Origin of the sequence: Geobacter sp. (genome assembly GCF_027327745.1) — a bacterium.
In the GTDB taxonomy this organism is placed as follows: domain Bacteria; phylum Desulfobacterota; class Desulfuromonadia; order Geobacterales; family Geobacteraceae; genus Geobacter.
This window is the reverse complement of sequence record NZ_DAHVYG010000022.1, coordinates 1-16,535: the sequence shown is the minus strand read 5'-3', so window position 1 is coordinate 16,535 and position 16,535 is coordinate 1. Positions and strand designations below refer to the sequence as shown.

Sequence of the window (16,535 nt, the reverse complement as noted above, 5' to 3'; positions counted from 1 at the left end):
TGATACACCCGAGCGTCCAGCATGTCAAAGTTTATGATGCTCCTCACTGCGACAGCACCTCCTGTACCTTCGCAAGCAACTCATACGGATTCACCGGTTTGGCGATGAAATTAAACCCCTCCTCAAGCACACCCTTGCGGTTGATGATGTCCTGAGTGTAGCCGCTGATATAAAGCGCCTTCAGGTCCGGTTTCGTCAGCTTCATCTCCTCGTAGGCTGCCTGGCCGTTCTGTTTGGGCATTACCACGTCAAGGAGCACCATGTCGATCTTGCCCGCGTACTCCCGGAACCTTTTGACCGCCTCGGTCCCGTCCACCGCCTCGATAACCTCGTATCCGCTCCGTTCGAGGATATGCTTGGCCAGTTTGCGGACCGCCTTGTCGTCTTCCGCCACCAGGATCGTTTCCCTGTTTCCCCGACCGACCTGGACGAACTCGGTTGTTTCCGGCGCTGCAGCCGCCTGAATGAGGGGGAAGTAGACGTGGAACGTAGTCCCTTCTCCCGGCGACGTCTCGACGGTGACGAACCCTTCGTGCTGCTTGATGATGCCGTATGCCATCGAAAGCCCGAGGCCGGTCCCTTTGCCGACCTCCTTGGTGGTGAAGAACGGATCGAAGATCCGCGCTCTGGTCTCTTCATCCATCCCTATCCCGGAGTCGGCGATGCTGATAATGCCGTAGCGCCCCGGCATTCCTTTCTCGACGGGGCCGAAGAAATCTTCGTCGAGATATTCGCTGCGCGTGGCGATAGTCAGAGAACCGCCACCGGGCATGGCATCGCGGGCATTGGTGACGAGGTTGATCAGGATCTGATCGATTTGTCCCGTGTCGACCTGGCAGATGAGCGGTTCGTCGGCCAGCGATATCCGGAATTCGATGTCTTCGCTGATGAGGCGGGCCAGGAGTTTTTCGATGCTCTTGATGATATCGTTAAGGTTGGTCGGCCGGGGATTGATGACCTGCTTCCGTCCGAAGGCGAGGAGTCGCTTTACCAGAGTCGTCGCGCGGTCCGAGGCGATCAGGATCTGGTCGACATAGATCCGGTAGGGATTGTCGTTCTTGAGGCTCCGTTGCAGGAGGGTGCCAAATCCGACAATCGCGGTGAGGATATTGTTGAAATCGTGGGCTACCCCGCCGGCGAGGGTCCCGACCGCTTCCATCTTCTGGGCGTGTCGAAGTTCCTCTGCCAGGAATTCCTTTTCCGCTTCGCGGGCCTGGAGCGTTTCCACGAGATGGTTGAACGCCGAGGCAAGCCGTCCGACCTCGTCTTTGCTCTCCACCAGCACCGGCTCGAATGTCTCGCCGCGCTCCAGTTTCTTGAGCCCTTCGGTGAGCCGGTTGAGGGGGCGGGTGATCCGCCGGACAATCACGTAAGTGAAGACCGTCCCCAGCACCAGGAATACGGAGGCGAGGGTGATGCTCTTCAGGAGCAGCGCCTTGAGCTTTATCCGTAACGGCTCCTTGTCGAGGATGATCCGGACGAAACCGGTTATTCTGGTCGTCTCATGCGAAGGGGCGGCGAGGTAGAGCGACTCCGTCGACGTGAATTGGGCGGTTGAGACCACCGGAGCCCAGAACTCGTAGGTGTCGCTTCCCTGAAACACCTGCGGAGCCGAGGTCTTTCTGACCTGTCCGAATCTTGTGCTCCAATGGGGAAAGCCGCGCTCGGGGGTCTTGAGTACCGAGGGATGTGCCTCCTCCCGGAGTAACGTCCCTTCCGCGGAGACCACGGTGACGAAGAGGACCCCCTCGTGCTGGAGAATCCCTCCGATGGGATCTTTGAGGAGTTCGCTGTTCTCGGTGAATACGCCGAGCCTGACGTTGTAAGCCAGCAGCCGCGCCAGCAGCAGTCCCTCGCCGGTCATGTTCTCCTCAAGCGCCGCCCGCTGGTAATGAAAGAAGAGAAGCGTGAATGAAAGCGAGATGCCGGCAATGAACACCGCGAACAGAACGAAAAACTTCAGGCCGAAGCTGTTACGTCTTGTCGGAAATACGGTAAAGAGCGCCATAGCCACTTCCTAGCGAATGATCCGGGCCCGGCCCATGGCCTCTTCGTTGAGGGGAATCCCGAGTTTGCGGGCGATCTTGCTGTTTACCGTCAGTACGGTGCTCCGTGGAGCAGCATGGGGAATGCTTCCGGCCGACGCCCCGCCCAGAATCCTGCGGACCATCTCGCCAGCCTGGCGACCGAGGTCGTAGGGGTCGACGGCCAGGGCCATCAGAGCCCCCATTTCCACATACTTGTCGGAGAAGGTCAGAACGGGAATCCGATGGCTGAGGCAGGTAAGGAGCATGAACTCGACCGTTTCGTCGGTAACGACCGTCGTATCGGGCAGCATCCAGAAGGAATCGCTCCTCCAACAGGCGTGGAACCTCCCGGGGGCTTCGGCATTCCCTGAGAACCAGCTCGATCCCTGTCCCTTTGGCGGCTGCCTGGGCCCTGCGGACCAGCAGCCCGGTCCGTGCCGGATTGTAGATGATGCCGAGCCGTTTAATGCTGGGGGTTACCCGTTGCAGTGCCGCCAGCTGCCGTTCCGGGGAAACGGAAAGATTGATGCCGGTGACATTTTCGCCCGAAGTAAGCGAATTCTGCGGATCGAGAACCATCAGGTAGACGATGGGGGTATCCTTGATCTTTCTTACCTTTGCCAGGGCCTCCGCCCCTATTGCCACGATAACCGCCGGCCGCTCTTCCCGCACCGTTCTTATGATGTCGCTCCCATCCATTTCGGAGAGAACCATTTTGTTGATTCGCCCCCCCGCAACGCTTCTGACACCCCGCAACGCTTCTTCATAGGGGGCGACCCTCATGCTCTCGAGCACGAGGATACCCTGTGCCGCCTTGGCGGTGCCGGTGAATAACATCAGCGCAAAAATTGTAAGGTACAGGGTGCGTTTCATAGGGTGCGAGCATGGATTTCCGCTTTGGGGATGACGAAGTTTCTCTGCGTGCGGATTGCCTGTGAAAATGTCCGAAGTATCTACTGGTGTTACGATATCTGAGCGTTGCTTGCAATGACAAGTGACGTTTTTTTGTATGGAGTGCCAAAAAAGGTTATGTAAGTCATTGAATTGACTTGCCCAGTGACCAGTAAGGGGGGTGGAACCTATTGATTATTAATGAAAAAATGGTGTCAAAATTTTGAGCGAGTCGAAGCTTCTCCATAATGAACCATGCTTGATTGCGATTTTGGTGCCATCCGTAAACGGGAAATAATCGGGGAAGGGATAGGGGGAGGGCCGCTTTGTGTCGCCATAAAAAACAGTAATATCAGCTTGTTAGCTGTAGCTGCGAATATATTCAGCGATGAATCTCGCGATCGGGCCTTCGGGAGGAATTTTTTTTGCATTAGCGTCACTCCTTAAGAAACCGCCAAGGGGATGGAATGCGTGCAGCGTAATGGGGCGAAAGGCGATATGAACTGCCGAGGAAGAATTATGGGAGAGGGTAAACGGTTGGTCCTCAGTGTGGTGACCGGACTGGGGCTGGTCGCCGGCATCCTGGGCGGCGTTGCTCCGGCTCATGCCCAGACGGAAGAAGATCTGAGGGTTCTCGAGATGTTTTACGAGGATAAGGATCTGGTGGTGACGCCATCCCGCGACCCGAAGCCGATCTCTGAGGTGGCGGAGAACATCACCGTTGTCACTGCCAGGGAGATCGAGGCGATCAACGCCCATACCCTGGCAGATGTCCTCAATACGATCACCGGCGTCCAGATCGACCTGCGGGGCGGCCCCGGCACCCAGTCGACTCCCGCAGTCCAGGGGTCGGACCCGCTCCACGTGCTCGTCATGATCGACGGGGTGGCCCAGAACTTCCTCGTCAACAACTCGGCCGATGTCGGCGCCATCCCGGTCCAGCAGATCGAGCGGATCGAGATCATCAAAGGGCCCGCGTCATCGTCGTGGGGCTCCTCCCTCGGCGGCATAATCAACGTCATCACGAAGAGCCCCAATGACGAGCGCTCCGCTGCGGGTCTCGTCTCCACCTCCTTCGGCGAGCGCTTCACCGGCGACCACCGGGTGGAGCTCTCCGGCACGGTCGGGGGGAACGGCTACTACGTCCATGCCGGCAAGCTCCATTCGGACGGCCTCCTGCCCAATAACCAGTTCGACGGCAACCGGGCCTACGGTAAATTCCAGAGAGAGCTGCCGGACGGCGGTTCACTCCAGTGGACCCTCGGTTACAGCGGCAGTTCCCGCGGGGACCAGCAAGACTTCCGCGCCGACCTGTCGAGCAGAAACCGGTTCGACAACCTCTTTTCGACCTTCTCCTTTGCCTATCCGGTCACCGAGCGGATCGATCTCGACCTTTCACTGCGCACCTCCTGGAAGAGTCTTGCCCGGATTGATTCCCAACTAAGTACGGGTTTGGAGCAGTCGAAGGTCTCAATAGACGAGCTGACCTATGGTGGGAGCGCCAAACTCACGTGGCGGGAGAGGGCCCATCACCTTGCCTTTGGGGCCGATTTCGACCGCGGTGACGTCGAGGAAACGACGACGGCGGTCGGAAATCCTGCGGCCGTCGTGACCCCTCACCTCACCAAGTGGGCACTCTTCGCCAACGACACCATCGCCGTTGGCAACCTGACCGTCATTCCCGGCGTCCGTTACGACCATACCAGCACCAACGGCGACTTCGCGAGTCCGAGCCTCGGGGTTACCTACGGTCTCGGGGAGCATATCGTCCTGCGGGGGGCGGTGGCGCGAGGGTTCAATATCCCTCCCCTCATCTTCACCTCCGGCGACGGCCTCACTACGGCCCCGAGCCCGGGGCTCAAGGTGGAGAAGGTCCTCTCCTACCAGGCGGGATTTGAGACCACTTTGTTCAGGTATTTCTGGCTCAAGTCAACCTTATTCCGGCACGACATATCCGACGCCATTGTTCCGATACTTCTCTCCAACGGACAGGCACAGTTCCTCAACCAAAATCGGCAACGTCGCCAGGGGGTGGAGGTGGAAGTGAGGACCGTACCCTTTTTCAATACCTCCATCGCAACCGGCTATGCCTATGTCGACGCCCGCAACCGCGACACCGACGAGCAACTCTCCAACGTGGCGTCTCACATTTACAATCTGGCTCTCCAGTACGACGACCGGAACGGCCTCCGGGGGACCTTGACCGGCCACTACATTTGGTGGAACGCTGCGAGCGACAACCGGGCGAAATACACGCCGGTCGTCTGGGACCTGAACCTGACGAAGCGCCTCTTCAAGGGGGAGCGGATGGACGCGGAGGCGTTCTTCACCGCCCACAACCTTTTCAACGGCGCCCAGTATCTCTACGACAGCCTGAAGAACCCCCGCCGGTGGTTTGAGGGGGGGGTGCGGTTCAGGTTTTGATCGTCTCGGGCGACATGACTGTCATGAAACCGTCCATGCTCACGCGCAATTAAGCCGTTGACTTACGGCGAATTTTAGAATACTGTTTTGGCCATTCCAGTTGATGGTCAAATTCACGGCAGGAGGCCCCACCATGAAGAACGCGCACGTCACCGCACCGAACTCCTCAACCCGTATCCTCGTCCTTGACGAAGGAAACGCCAAGTCGCCCTACCCGAAGTATTGCATGGTCCCGATTTTTAGACTTTACATCAACTAGTTCATTCGGACGAAAAAGGGGAGAGCTTCTCCCCTTTTTTTATTCCGTTTGATGAACACAGTACCACGCGGCCGGTAACGCTCGCCGAACGGCGGCTGTGCGTCCGCAAAAGCATACGGAGAGTAAGTTGAAGCTTTCCCGCTACACGAAGGTATTTCCCTGCGAGGATCGTCAGGGAGATTGCATCCTCTTTGCCGCCAGAACGGGGGCGAGCGTGCTCGTCCCCTCGGCGCTGCTGCAGGAAATCGAGGAGGGAGGGCTCGATCCCGCCGATGAGGAGACCCTGGCCGGGCTCGGTTTTCTTGTCCCTGACCATGAGGTGGAGCGACGGGCGATACTGGGGATGACCGAGGAGATGAATCTGCGCCAGGAGGTCTTCTCGGCCCTGGTGGTGCTGAACCTGGACTGTAACCTCGGCTGCACCTACTGTTTCGAGGGGACCCTGAAGGGTAAGCACTTCATGGGGGAGGAAACCGCCGACCGGCTGGTGGATGTAATCGCCAGCGGACCGGTCGCGCGCGGCAAGTCGGTGTCGCTCAATTTTTACGGCGGCGAACCGCTCCTCAGTGTCCCTCTCATCAGGAGAATCGCCGGAAAGGTCAAAGCGGTGACGGAGGAACGGGGACTTTCCTTCGGCTTCAGCCTGATGACCAACGGCACGCTCCTGACCCGCCAGCGGGTGGAAGAACTGCTCCCCTTCGGCCTGAAGGGGGCCACCGTGACCCTGGACGGCCCCCGGGAAATCCACGACGCCGCCCGCCCGTTCACCGACGGCCGGGGAAGCTTCGACGTCATCATGCGCAACCTCAGGGAAGTTGCCGGGCTGATCGCGCTCCAGATCGGCGGCAACTTTACCCGGGAGAATTACCGCGAGTTCCCCCGCCTCTTTGACCTCCTCATTGCCGAGGGGTTGACCCCCGACCGCCTAGGTCCGATGCAGTTCAGTCCCGTTGTGTCGACCCCATCCAGCCGCGCCTTGCCGGAATTCACCGGTGGCTGCATCTCCGCCAACGAGCCGTGGGTAGCCGAAGCGATCCTTTTTCTCAGGGAGGAGCTTCTTCGGCGGGGATTTGAGCCACCAAAGATGGAGCCCCATATCTGTGCCGTTGAAACGGCTGAAAACCTTGTCGTCAACTACGACGGTACCTTCTACAAATGTCCGGCGCTCATCGGAATCGAAGGAGCTGAGGCCGGCGATGTCGGGACCGGCATGCGCGACTGCCGCATGACCCACGGCCTGGGTTTGTGGCAGAACGATGAATGCCTCGATTGTCCCTACCTCCCCCTCTGCTTCGGGGGATGCCGTTATCTCGGTTTCCTCGACAATGGGCGTATCGACGCTCTCAACTGCAATCGCGACTTCTTCGATGCCTTCCTGGAGCCTTGCCTCAAACAGGACATCGCCTATCGTGTCCGTTCGACGGAGGGGTGAACAGAGGTTGCCGTTGTCTGGCTGACAGGGCAGGGAGATGCGCTACGGCGCCGTCACCTGCACCACCGAACTCACCTCGCCATTCGGATTTACGACCTGAATCCGGAGATCCTTGTCCGTCGGGTCTGCCGGGTAGCGTTGATAGACAAGCTTGGAACAGTCGACGAAGATGACCGATTCCCGCTCGCCGCTGCGGGTTGCCCCGGCGGTGAGACGCTTGCCGACACCGGCATTCAACCCCACCTGAAAGCTTCTCTCCTCCACCATGAGTGAAGACCCCGGCTGAAAATTTTTCCCCTCGATAATGAGTTTGTAGTAGGTCACGAAGCTCTCCCCCCTGCTGACGCCGTATATTTCCGGTGTCGAGATGACCGAGAGGGTTATGGGAGTCGTGATGGTGTCTTCGGGGTTTTTCACCTGCACCTGGTGGAGTCCTCCCGGCACGGCGGGGACGGTGAACGAGACCGACTCCGGCGAGGAGTAGCTGCTCGCAACGATGGAGCCGTCGAAGAGGACCCTGTTACCCGGCTCGAAGTTGTGGCCCGAAATTGTGATCCTGCGTTCGGCGCCGCTGGAGCATGCGGCGATGCTGTCGGGGGAGATGGAATCGACGACCGGCTTGGGCGGCAGGATCATGAAGTTGTAGGTCCTGCTGGTGGTGCCGTCCTCCCGCTTGAGAAAGAGGGCGTAGAGGCCGGGGGCCAGTTTCGGGATGTCGAAGGTCAGGGTCTGGGGGGAGATGACCTTTGTCGGTACTTCGGTATTGCCGAGGAAGGCGACGGTCTTCTCGGTGAAGGCGGTACCGGAAAGGGTGATGGTACTGTTCGGTTCGCCCTGGGCGGGGATGATGCTGAGGATGTTGACTGCCGGTGTGGAATCGGCTCGCTTTTTGGCGGCAGCCGGACTCGTTGCCGGTTTCTTCTTGCCGTTCTTGGGGGCTGACCAAGCCGGCGGAGCCAAGGCGATGGTTGCAAGGAGAACGAGAGCCAGGGGACGGTATCTCATGGAGCCTCCGGAATATTTTCATTCCCGCCGAATCGGGCGTTCCCGGCAATTAAATCACCGTCGGTTGCGATGTCAACGGGTAACGGTCATGGCCAGCCAGACGCCCGTGAGGGCAAAGAGGAGGTTGGCGATCCAGGCGGAGACAAAGGGGGGGAGAACCCCGGTCTGGCCGAACGATATGAGAATGGAGTTCGTGATGAAATAGGCAAAACCGATGGCGATGCTGGCCCCGATGCCGACGGCGATGCCGCTCGACCTCCCGCCCCGCAGGGCGAAGGGAATGCCGAGAAACGCCATGATCAGCGAGGCGAAGGGGAGCGAGATCTTGGCGTGCATCTGCGCCTCGTACCGCGTCGTTTCGTATCCTCCACGGCGCAGCTTTCTTATGTATTCCCTCAGTTTGAGAAACCCCATGTTGTCGGCGTACTTGTCGACCACCTTCAGATCTTCGATTGTCAGGTTGAGCGCTGTCGGGAAGTCTGCCGCCTTCGTTGTGGCAGAGATCCCGTCCTTCCCCAGCTCTCGCACCGTTACGCGGTGCAGGACCCACTGCTGCTTCTCCCTTGTGGCTGAGTCCGCATCGATCCGCTTGATAGGCCGGAGCCCCTCGGCGAAGTTCCAGATAGTGATGCCTCCCAGGGTCTGGCGGGCCGGGTCGAAAAGGCGGGCCATCATGATCGTGTTTCCGTCCTTGTGCCAGATGTTGTTCTGGCGAAAGAAGGTGTTGTAGCTCTGTTTCCTGATCAGGACTTCTTCGATGTACCGCATCCTCTGGTAGGTCTCGGGAAGCACGAACTCGTTGGTGACGATGGTGAGGAAGCTCACACCGCAGGCGATGGCGAGAATCGGTGCGCTGATCCGCGCCAGGCTTATGCCGCATCCGCGCATGGCGGTGATCTCGCTGTTGCGGGAGAGGAGCCCGAGGGTGAGCAGTGTTGCCATGAGGACGGCGAGCGGCACCACCTGGGTGAATATTTCCGGTATCTTCAGCAGAAAAAAATGGATGATATCCGTCCACCGGGGCTGGAAGCGAAGCAAACGGCCGATTTTTTCCAGAAAGTCGATCACCAGGTAGATCGCAATGAATGCCGCGAGGCAGAGGCCAAAGATGCGCAGATACGCGGCCGCTATGTAACGGGTCAGGATGTTCACGACGACTTCGTGGCCTTTCCGAGAAACTCCCGGGTCCGGTGCGAAAGCTCCCTGACGGTGCCGGCGAACGGGAGGGGCCGTTCACTGGCGGTTCGTAGGAGCAAATTGATGCCGATGCCGGTCAGGAGGATGTTCGGTATCCACATGGCGATGATGGGAGGGAGGATCCCCTTCTCGCAGACAGCCTTTGCACCCGACATGAGGATGTAGTAGCCCAGCAGGAGAAATATCCCCGAGGAAAAGCCGCCGGCCCGTCCGGAGCGCTGGTTGTGGATGCCGAGGGGGATGCCGATGATGGCGAAAACGATGCAGGCGAACGGCAGTGCAAACCGCTTCTGGAGTTCGATCCGCGCATCGCGCAGAAATTTCGTCTCTTCCTGCGGCGCCCGAAGGTAGGTCATCAGTTCGCCGAGGGTCATGTCCTGCTCGTCGAGGTAGTGCTTCTTCGATTGCTGCTGCAGATTGACGTTCAGGTCGTAACTTGCGAACTGGACGATCCGGTACCCTTCCTTGCCGGCCAGCCGGTGGATTCCTCCGTCTTCCAGGTGAAGCCGGACGCTCTTTGTTTCGGGATTGGCGACAATTTTCCCCGCCGCGGCGAAAATGGTCGCCTGCTCGTCGGGGTTGCGCTCGTCCTGGATCAGGATGCCGTAGATGTCATGGTTCACCTGGTCGTAATTGTCTACATAAATGACGAGGCCGGGAAAATCGTCGTTGAATACCTTTTCGCGGATGCTTGTTGCGGCCCGCGTCTCGACTACCTCGTACAGAAACCGCTTGAACGAGGAGCTTCCCCACGGAAGAGCGTACACAGTGACGAAGGTGGTGGCGAGGTACGTCAGAACGGCAAAAACGAGGACCGGCGGCAGCAGGGAGCCGACCCCCACGCCACTTGCCTTCATGGCGGTTATTTCACTGTCCGAGGAGAGTCTTCCGAAGGCGAGGAGCACCGCCAGCAGAAAGGCCATCGGAATCGTCACGAGGAGGAATGAGGGGAGCATGTAGAGAATCAGTCTGCAGACGTCAACGAACGGCACCCCCTTGGCAAAGACCATTTCGGCGAGTTTGAGGAGCCGTCCCATAAGCAGAACGAAGGTGAAGACGGCCATCCCCAGCACGAAAGGAACGGCTGTTTCCCTGAATATGTATCGGTAGAGGGTTCGGGTCATGAGCGAGCCATGATACACGAAGGGTGCTGCGATGTAAATAATGTCAGCCCCTGCGGGTTCCACTTTGCTCTTGCCAAGTCGGGTTCCGTGTGGTATATGAATCCGCTGTTTATATTCCGCACGCTTTCTGTCAGGCCGGTGGTGTCCGTGATGTGCGGATTCCGGTTGTCGGGGAAGCGGAGGCACAAACCAAAGGAGAAAGCACATGTCGAACATCACCATGAAGGAACTTCTGGAGGCCGGCGTCCACTTCGGTCACCAGACCAAGAGATGGAACCCGAAGATGAAGCCGTACATCTTCGGGGCGCGGAACGGGATCTACATCATCGATCTCCAGAAGACCGTCCGCCTTTTCAAGAATGCATACAACTTCGTGCGCGAGAATGCCCAGGCGGGGGAGACGCTCCTTTTCGTGGGGACCAAGAAGCAGGCGCAGGATTCGATCGGCGAAGAGGCCCAGCGTTGCGGCATGTTCTTCGTGAATCAGCGCTGGCTCGGGGGGATGCTCACCAACTTTGCTACGGTGAAGCAGAGCATCGACCGCCTCAAGCGCCTCGATGCCATGTTCGCCGACGGCACCATTGAGGCATACACCAAGAAAGAGGCGCTTCAGCTTGAGAAAGAGCGCCAGAAGCTCGAAAAAACCCTTGGCGGGATCAAGGGGATGGGGAAGCTCCCCGGCGCCCTCTTCGTGATCGATCCGAAAAACGAGACCATTGCGATCAGTGAAGCGAAGAAGCTCGGAATTCCCGTTGTTGCGGTCGTCGACACCAACTGTGACCCTGATCCGATCGATTACGTGATTCCCGGCAACGACGATGCCATCCGGGCGATCCGCCTTCTTTCCGCAAAGATGGCTGAGGCGGTCCTCGAAGGGTCCCAGGCTCGTGAGGTCGCCCTCCGGGCCGATACCGAAGGTGAGGAGGCTGGTGAGGCTGCCGGGGCGGAGGAGGCGGGCGAATAGCCGGCGCTCCCGAATACATTAACACATCAAGGGGCTTGGCATGGCGTCGAACCCCATCCGGAGGATACAGTGAGCATTACAGCTGCACAGGTTAACGAATTGCGTAAGGTCACCGGCGCGGGGCTCATGGACTGCAAGAAGGCCCTCACCGAAACAGGGGGAGACCACGAGAAGGCCGTTGATTACCTCAGGAAGAAAGGGCTTGCCGCTGCCTCCAAAAAGGCCGGCCGTGCCGCCACCGAGGGGCTGGTCGGTTCCTACATCCATGCAGGCGGCAAGATCGGCGTTCTGGTCGAGGTTAACTGCGAGACCGATTTCGTTGCCCGCAACGAGAACTTCCAGGCGTTTGTGAAGGATATCGCCATGCACATTGCCGCGGCTGCTCCGCAGTTCGTTCGCCGCGAGGAAGTCCCGGCCGATGTCGTTGAGCGCGAGAAAGATATCTATCGCGCCAAAGCCCGTGAAACCGGGAAGCCGGAAAACATCATCGAAAAGATCATCGAAGGTCAGGTCAACAAGTTCTATGCCGACATCTGTCTCCTTGAGCAGCCTTACGTGAAGGATTCTGACAAGAGCGTCCAGCAGTTCCTGAACGAGACCATCGCCGCCATTGGTGAGAATATCTCGGTTCGGCGCTTTACCCGTTACGCTCTCGGTGAGGGGCTTGCCAAGAAAGAGACGGACTTCGCTGCTGAGGTTGCTGCCGCAGCAGGGCTGTAAGGGCACGAGGGCCGGTCATTCCCATGGCCGGCCTTTTTTGTACGCGCAGCATGAGGCCGGCGCGGGGTGTGCCGGCAACGGAGGCGGACACAAGCATGGCGAAACCACACTATAAACGAGTTCTGCTGAAACTCTCCGGCGAGGCTCTGGCCGGCGACCAAGGGTACGGCATCGATCCGTCCATAATTACGGCCATCGCCTCGGAGATCAAGGAGGTTGTGGCTACCGGCACCGAGCTGGCTCTGGTTATCGGGGGGGGGAACATTTTCCGGGGGCTTGCGGCGTCATCGAAGGGGATGGACCGGGCCAGCGCCGACTACATGGGGATGCTGGCTACCATGATCAATTCCCTTGCGATGCAGGATGCCCTGGAGAAAATCGGCGTCGACACCCGCGTGCAGTCCGCCATAGCCATGCAGGAGGTTGCGGAACCCTACATCCGTCGCCGCGCCATCCGTCATTTGGAGAAAGGGCGCATCGTCATATTCGGTGCCGGCACGGGCAACCCCTATTTTACGACCGACACGGCAGCCAGTCTGCGGGCCATGGAGATCGGGGCAGACGTAATCCTGAAGGGAACGAAGGTCGACGGGGTCTATTCGGCCGATCCCAAGAAGGACCCCACGGCGGTCAAATACCCGACGCTTACCTATCTTGAGGTTCTCAAGAAGGGGCTTCAGGTCATGGATGCCACGGCGACTTCCCTCTGCATGGACAACAACCTCCCCATTATCGTGTTCGATATTACCAGTTACGGAAATATCAAGAAAGTTGTGTGCGGTGAGGAAATAGGCACCATTGTGAAAGGAGCGTAGCATGACGAAGAATGTCATTGCCGATATGAAGAATCACATGGAAAAATCGGTCGACTCTCTGCGACGCGAGTACCAGAAAGTGCGTACCGGCAGAGCGAGCACCGGTCTGCTCGATGAGATAAAGGTCGATTACTACGGCAATCCTTCCCCCCTGAGCCAAGTGGCAACGCTCTCGGTGCCCGAACCCCGGACTATCACCATCCAGCCATGGGAAGCGAAGATGATCCCGGTGATCGAGAAGGCGATCATGAACGCGAACCTCGGCATCACCCCCGCCAATGACGGAAAGGTGATCCGTATCTCCCTTCCCCCCCTTACGGAAGAGCGCCGGAAGGAGATTGTGAAAATGCTCAAGAAATCGGCGGAGGAGGCCAAGATTGCGATCCGCAACATCCGTCGCGATTCCATAGACGGTCTCAAGAAGCTGGAAAAGGACAAGCAAATTTCCGAGGATGACCTTAAAAGGGCCGAGAAGGATGTTCAGGATGTGACGAATTCGTTCGTTGCCAAGATTGACGAAGTGCTTGCCCACAAGGAGAAAGAGGTGATGGAGGTCTGATGTCGCGTCGAGGCGCCGACATGGGGTCCCGGAAGACTTTTTTCGCTTGCGCCTGTAGAGCTTTTGTGGTTTAATCCCCTTTAACCCCTGAATTAAAGGGGATTTTTTGTTTTTAAGGGCCTTTATGCACGGTCTTGATACCGAAAAGCTTCCCCGCCATCTTGCTATCATCATGGATGGAAATGGTCGCTGGGCGCAGGAACGCATGCTGAAGCGAATAATCGGCCATCAGAAAGGGGTCGAGACGGTACGCGTGATAGTTGAGGAATGCTCGAAGCTCGGGATCCGCTATCTCACGCTTTTTGCATTTTCCGCCGAGAACTGGCTCCGCCCCAAGACCGAGGTGAAAGCGCTCATGGCTCTCCTCAAGAAATACATCAAGGCGGAAGTCGCCCGGATGACCGCGAACAACATCAGGTTCAACGTCATCGGTAATCGGGACGAGCTTCCACCTGACGTGAACGATGCCGTTCAGGAGGCCATCGTCCGAACGGAAGGGAACACGGGAATGGTGTTGACCCTCGCCCTTTCCTACGGCGCCCGTCAGGAGATCATCAGGGCGGCTGCCCGCCTGGCGGCCGACATTTCTGCCGGGACCGTTGACCCCGGCGCCATTGACGAGAGATCGTTCTCCTCCTATCTCTTCACGGCAACCATTCCCGACCCAGATTTCCTCATCAGGACGAGCGGCGAGATGCGGATCAGCAATTTCCTGCTCTGGCAACTGGCGTACACGGAGCTTTATTTCTCGAACGTCAACTGGCCGGAATTTTCCAGGATCGAACTTCTTAAGGCTTTGCGCGACTACCAGTCGAGGGAGCGGCGATTTGGCCGCACGAGCGCCCAGCTACAGAACAGGAGCTGACCATTAAACGCGTGATCACCGGGGCCGTTGCCCTGCCGCTTCTCATCCTCCTCGTTCTCAAGGGAGGGATTTTTCTTTTCACTGCTCTCATCGTGCTCTTGTCCGTGCTCGGGCTCGGGGAGTTTTACCGCATGGCCCTGCCTGAGCGCAAGGGTGACGGGATCGTCGCCTCCCTTGCCGGTGGGAGCATCCCGATCTTTCTCTTCCTCCCGTCGCTCTATCCTGCCGGGATGTCGCAATCTGCCGTGCACGGCCTGGCGGTACCCCTCTTGACGGCACTCTTCATTGCGTGTGCCCTCCGGGTTCTTTTTTCTTTTCGCGACATTCGTCACGCTGCCGGAGAGATCGCTCTTCTCGGAGCGGGGTTTCTGTACGTGCCGCTGCTCCTCACCCATCTGCTGTGGCTTCGGAACCTTCCCCACGGTATCGACTGGGTTTTCCTCCTGCTGGTCATTGTCATGGCGGGCGACACGGCTGCCTATTACGTCGGGAGCAGCCTGGGCAAGCGCAAGCTGTATCCAGTGGTGAGCCCGAACAAGAGTGTCGAAGGGGCGCTTGGAGGCCTTTGCGGCAGTATTGTCGGAGCCTTCATCGCGAAGGCCACGTTTTTTCCGGAGCTCACGGTCGGCGATTGCCTCGCCGTAGCGCTCACAATGGGACCTCTGGGGCAGGTGGGGGATCTTTTCGAATCGCTTCTGAAGCGGAGTTTCGGCGTCAAGGATTCGGGTGCCATTATCCCGGGGCACGGCGGGGTTCTCGATCGTCTCGACAGCATCCTCTTTGCCGCTCCGGCGGCCTATTACTATGCTTCATTGTTTTTTGCGAACCGCTAAGGTTTTGATGAGGGAATATGAAAAAGCTGACAATACTCGGATCGACAGGTTCAATTGGGGTAAGCACCCTCGATATCGTCGCCGCACATCGTGACCGCTTCGAAGTGGTTGCCCTTACGGCGGGAAACAATCTCTCCCTGCTGAAAAGACAGATAGAAATTTTCAGACCGAAGCTGGTCAGCGTCCTGACCAGCGAACGGGCAATCGAGCTTGATAAGATGTTGATCGGCGATAAGCCGGAGATCCACCACGGCGTTGCCGGGCTCATTGCGGCAGCCACCGCCAGCGACGCCGATATGGTGGTCGCGGCAATTGTCGGGGCCGCCGGGCTCATCCCCACTGCGGCCGCCGTCAAGGCAGGCAAGGATATCGCCCTGGCCAACAAGGAGACCCTGGTTACCGCCGGCCGTCTCATGATGGAGCTGGTTCGGGAGAATCGGGTCAAGCTCTACCCCGTCGACAGCGAACACAGTGCGGTATTTCAGTCGCTGGAAGGGCAGAGTCGAAAGGACGTGAAGCGGATCATCCTTACGGCATCGGGGGGGCCGTTCCTCAACCTCCCGCTGGATCAGCTCGACCGGGTTTCCATCAGTGATGCCCTGAACCACCCCAACTGGAGCATGGGGCAGAAGATAACCATCGATTCGGCCACCATGATGAACAAGGGGCTTGAGGTCATAGAAGCCCGGTGGCTCTTCGATACTCCTGCCGAGCAGATCGACGTCAACATTCACCCTCAAAGCATCATCCATTCCATGGTCGAATACGTGGACGGCTGTGTCATGGCCCAACTCGGCGTACCCGACATGAGGGCGCCGATTGCCTATGCGCTGACTTATCCGGGGCGGATTCCGACCGGAGTTAAGCCGCTGGACCTTACGGAACTTTCGGGTCTGAGTTTTTTTCGACCCGATTTCCGCCGTTTTCCCGCACTCAGCCTTGCCTACCGTTCCCTCTCCGACGGGGAGAGCATGCCGGCGGTCATGAATGCAGCCAACGAAGTTGCCGTAGAGGCCTTTCTGAAAGGGAGAATCGGCTTTACCGCCATTGCGGCAGCCATCGAGCGGACCATGGACAGTCACACTCCCCACACCCTTTCATCCCTCGACGAGGTTCTCGGCGTCGATCTATGGGCACGGAACAGGGCGCGCGAACTCCTGGGACTCGATTAGGGCGTGCCTCGGCTCACTTCCTGCCAGCATTGAGAGGAATCACATGCTCAGCATCATTTCAGCCATTGTCGTTCTCGGTATCCTGATTTTCGTTCACGAACTGGGCCACTTCATCTTTGCCAAACTGTTCCGTGTCGGTGTCGAGAAGTTTTCCCTCGGGTTCGGCCCGAAGCTGGTCGGGAAGCAGATTGGCGAGACGGAATATCTGATTTCCGCCTTCCCTCTGGGGGGCTACGTCAAGATGGTGG

General features: G+C 58.5%; 16 protein-coding genes and 1 pseudogene. 11 read left to right on the top strand and 6 right to left on the bottom strand.

Going from position 1 to position 16,535, the window contains the following annotated elements:
- Positions 1-43 precede the first annotated feature (43 nt).
- The 3 genes and pseudogenes from M6689_RS04075 to M6689_RS04065 form a co-directional block, all read right to left on the bottom strand.
- Positions 44-2,008, bottom strand: coding sequence for an ATP-binding protein (locus tag M6689_RS04075; protein ID WP_298268150.1), 1,965 nt, complete (start codon positions 2,006-2,008; stop codon positions 44-46).
- A 9-nt stretch (positions 2,009-2,017) separates the two neighbouring features.
- Positions 2,018-2,338: an ABC transporter substrate binding protein gene (locus tag M6689_RS04070; protein ID WP_298268149.1), complete on the bottom strand. Its 321-nt coding sequence runs from the start codon at positions 2,336-2,338 to the stop codon at positions 2,018-2,020.
- A 97-nt stretch (positions 2,339-2,435) separates the two neighbouring features.
- A pseudogene (locus M6689_RS04065) lies at positions 2,436-2,726 on the bottom strand (ABC transporter substrate binding protein); the annotation flags it as partial.
- Positions 2,727-3,437: 711 nt separating this feature from the next.
- Here M6689_RS04065 and M6689_RS04060 point away from each other — a divergent pair.
- The 3 genes from M6689_RS04060 to gptM all read left to right on the top strand — a co-directional run bounded on the left by M6689_RS04060 (position 3,438) and on the right by gptM (position 7,033).
- Positions 3,438-5,342 (top strand): TonB-dependent receptor, encoded by a 1,905-nt coding sequence (locus tag M6689_RS04060; protein WP_298268147.1) that lies wholly within the window; start codon positions 3,438-3,440, stop codon positions 5,340-5,342.
- Positions 5,343-5,475: 133 nt separating this feature from the next.
- Positions 5,476-5,601 carry a hypothetical protein gene (locus tag M6689_RS04055; RefSeq protein WP_298268145.1) on the top strand — a complete coding sequence of 42 codons (126 nt, stop codon included), beginning with the start codon at positions 5,476-5,478 and terminating at the stop codon, positions 5,599-5,601.
- Between the two features lie 127 nt (positions 5,602-5,728).
- Positions 5,729-7,033: a geopeptide radical SAM maturase gene (gene gptM / locus M6689_RS04050; RefSeq protein ID WP_298268142.1), complete on the top strand. Its 1,305-nt coding sequence runs from the start codon at positions 5,729-5,731 to the stop codon at positions 7,031-7,033.
- Positions 7,034-7,075: 42 nt separating this feature from the next.
- Here the strand turns inward: gptM and M6689_RS04045 are convergent, their stop codons facing one another.
- The 3 genes from M6689_RS04045 to lptF form a co-directional block, all read right to left on the bottom strand.
- Positions 7,076-8,038 carry an IPT/TIG domain-containing protein gene (locus tag M6689_RS04045; RefSeq protein WP_298268140.1) on the bottom strand — a complete coding sequence of 321 codons (963 nt, stop codon included), beginning with the start codon at positions 8,036-8,038 and terminating at the stop codon, positions 7,076-7,078.
- A gap of 72 nt (positions 8,039-8,110) precedes the next feature.
- The gene (gene lptG / locus M6689_RS04040) at positions 8,111-9,190 is read right to left on the bottom strand and encodes an LPS export ABC transporter permease LptG (protein ID WP_298268138.1); all 1,080 of its coding nucleotides are present in this window, start codon (positions 9,188-9,190) and stop codon (positions 8,111-8,113) included.
- Entirely contained in the window at positions 9,187-10,359 is a 1,173-nt protein-coding gene (gene lptF / locus M6689_RS04035; RefSeq protein ID WP_298268154.1) for an LPS export ABC transporter permease LptF, read from the bottom strand. The genes lptG and lptF overlap by 4 nt, the downstream gene beginning before the upstream one ends.
- 205 nt (positions 10,360-10,564) lie before the next feature.
- Here lptF and rpsB point away from each other — a divergent pair, with 205 nt between their 5' ends.
- From rpsB to M6689_RS03995, 8 genes are all read left to right on the top strand, one after another.
- Positions 10,565-11,323, top strand: a complete 759-nt coding sequence (gene rpsB / locus M6689_RS04030) for a 30S ribosomal protein S2 (protein WP_298268135.1) — start codon at positions 10,565-10,567, stop codon at positions 11,321-11,323.
- A gap of 69 nt (positions 11,324-11,392) precedes the next feature.
- Positions 11,393-12,043 carry a translation elongation factor Ts gene (tsf, locus tag M6689_RS04025; RefSeq protein WP_298268133.1) on the top strand — a complete coding sequence of 217 codons (651 nt, stop codon included), beginning with the start codon at positions 11,393-11,395 and terminating at the stop codon, positions 12,041-12,043.
- Positions 12,044-12,138: 95 nt separating this feature from the next.
- Complete coding sequence (gene pyrH / locus M6689_RS04020) at positions 12,139-12,858, top strand: UMP kinase (RefSeq protein WP_298268129.1); 720 nt, start codon at positions 12,139-12,141, stop codon at positions 12,856-12,858.
- 1 nt (position 12,859) lies between these two features.
- The gene (gene frr / locus M6689_RS04015; protein ID WP_298268127.1) at positions 12,860-13,417 is read left to right on the top strand and encodes a ribosome recycling factor; all 558 of its coding nucleotides are present in this window, start codon (positions 12,860-12,862) and stop codon (positions 13,415-13,417) included.
- A 124-nt stretch (positions 13,418-13,541) separates the two neighbouring features.
- A complete protein-coding gene (locus tag M6689_RS04010; RefSeq protein WP_298268123.1) occupies positions 13,542-14,282 on the top strand; it encodes an isoprenyl transferase in 741 nt (246 codons plus the stop codon).
- 2 nt (positions 14,283-14,284) lie between these two features.
- The gene (locus tag M6689_RS04005) at positions 14,285-15,115 is read left to right on the top strand and encodes a phosphatidate cytidylyltransferase (RefSeq protein WP_298268152.1); all 831 of its coding nucleotides are present in this window, start codon (positions 14,285-14,287) and stop codon (positions 15,113-15,115) included.
- 17 nt (positions 15,116-15,132) lie between these two features.
- Entirely contained in the window at positions 15,133-16,287 is a 1,155-nt protein-coding gene (locus M6689_RS04000) for a 1-deoxy-D-xylulose-5-phosphate reductoisomerase (RefSeq protein WP_298268120.1), read from the top strand.
- A 43-nt stretch (positions 16,288-16,330) separates the two neighbouring features.
- The coding region (locus M6689_RS03995; RefSeq protein ID WP_298268118.1) for a site-2 protease family protein at positions 16,331-16,535 on the top strand (205 nt) is incomplete at its 3' end.

Bases quoted from the DNA above. Each gene is read 5' to 3' on its own strand.
- M6689_RS04010 (WP_298268123.1), top strand. From the start codon at position 13,542: ATGCACGGTCTTGATACCGAAAAGCTTCCCCGCCATCTTGCTATCATC.
- rpsB (WP_298268135.1), top strand. From the start codon at position 10,565: ATGTCGAACATCACCATGAAGGAACTTCTGGAGGCCGGCGTCCACTTC.
- lptF (WP_298268154.1), bottom strand. From the start codon at position 10,359: ATGACCCGAACCCTCTACCGATACATATTCAGGGAAACAGCCGTTCCT.
- M6689_RS04000 (WP_298268120.1), top strand. From the start codon at position 15,133: ATGAAAAAGCTGACAATACTCGGATCGACAGGTTCAATTGGGGTAAGC.
- M6689_RS04070 (WP_298268149.1), bottom strand. From the start codon at position 2,338: ATGCTGCCCGATACGACGGTCGTTACCGACGAAACGGTCGAGTTCATG.
- M6689_RS04045 (WP_298268140.1), bottom strand. From the start codon at position 8,038: ATGAGATACCGTCCCCTGGCTCTCGTTCTCCTTGCAACCATCGCCTTG.
- M6689_RS04055 (WP_298268145.1), top strand. From the start codon at position 5,476: ATGAAGAACGCGCACGTCACCGCACCGAACTCCTCAACCCGTATCCTC.
- frr (WP_298268127.1), top strand. From the start codon at position 12,860: ATGACGAAGAATGTCATTGCCGATATGAAGAATCACATGGAAAAATCG.
- M6689_RS04075 (WP_298268150.1), bottom strand. From the start codon at position 2,008: ATGGCGCTCTTTACCGTATTTCCGACAAGACGTAACAGCTTCGGCCTG.
- M6689_RS04060 (WP_298268147.1), top strand. From the start codon at position 3,438: ATGGGAGAGGGTAAACGGTTGGTCCTCAGTGTGGTGACCGGACTGGGG.
- pyrH (WP_298268129.1), top strand. From the start codon at position 12,139: ATGGCGAAACCACACTATAAACGAGTTCTGCTGAAACTCTCCGGCGAG.